Here is a 472-nt window from a genome sequence, read left to right on the forward strand (position 1 = left end):
GAGGAAATAGAGGGGGAGGTCGAACCCCCATATCCTTCCATATACTGCACGCATTCTCCACGCCGCCCCTGGAGGTTATCACTCCCATGTCTCAACGGGTCTATGCCCTCTCATTCCTTCGTTACACCTGTCCAAGGGGTGGAGGCCGGTCTAGCTAACGGTACGGGTCAGTGCCCTTTGGTTGAATACATCCGGTACTCTGTGCTTTCTTTTTGAAATCCCGCGAATAAGCCAAAATTCGTACGACGAAACGGTAGGATATTGCTTAAGCTGCTAGTTGAATTGGTATTGTTTTATGAGGTTTGTAGGCTTCACGGCTCCGAGCCATTCCAACGAGTATTCGAGCTAATTTACCACATAGCTTCATAAGAGACCTCATTTTCTTCATCTTTTTTACCTGTACATTGTACGCGTGCATGGCTTTGAATTCCGGATTGTTCGCCACTAAACTCATGGTCATCATGAAGATGAA

At 47.0% G+C, this 472-nt stretch carries 1 pseudogene; it reads right to left on the reverse strand.

What is annotated here, in order from left to right:
* Positions 1 to 265: 265 nt before the first annotated feature.
* Positions 266 to 472, reverse strand: a pseudogene (locus tag A372_RS38200) (IS110 family transposase); the annotation flags it as partial.

This window comes from Paenibacillus sp. OSY-SE (genome assembly GCF_000283315.1).
Taxonomy (GTDB): domain Bacteria; phylum Bacillota; class Bacilli; order Paenibacillales; family Paenibacillaceae; genus Paenibacillus_B; species Paenibacillus_B profundus.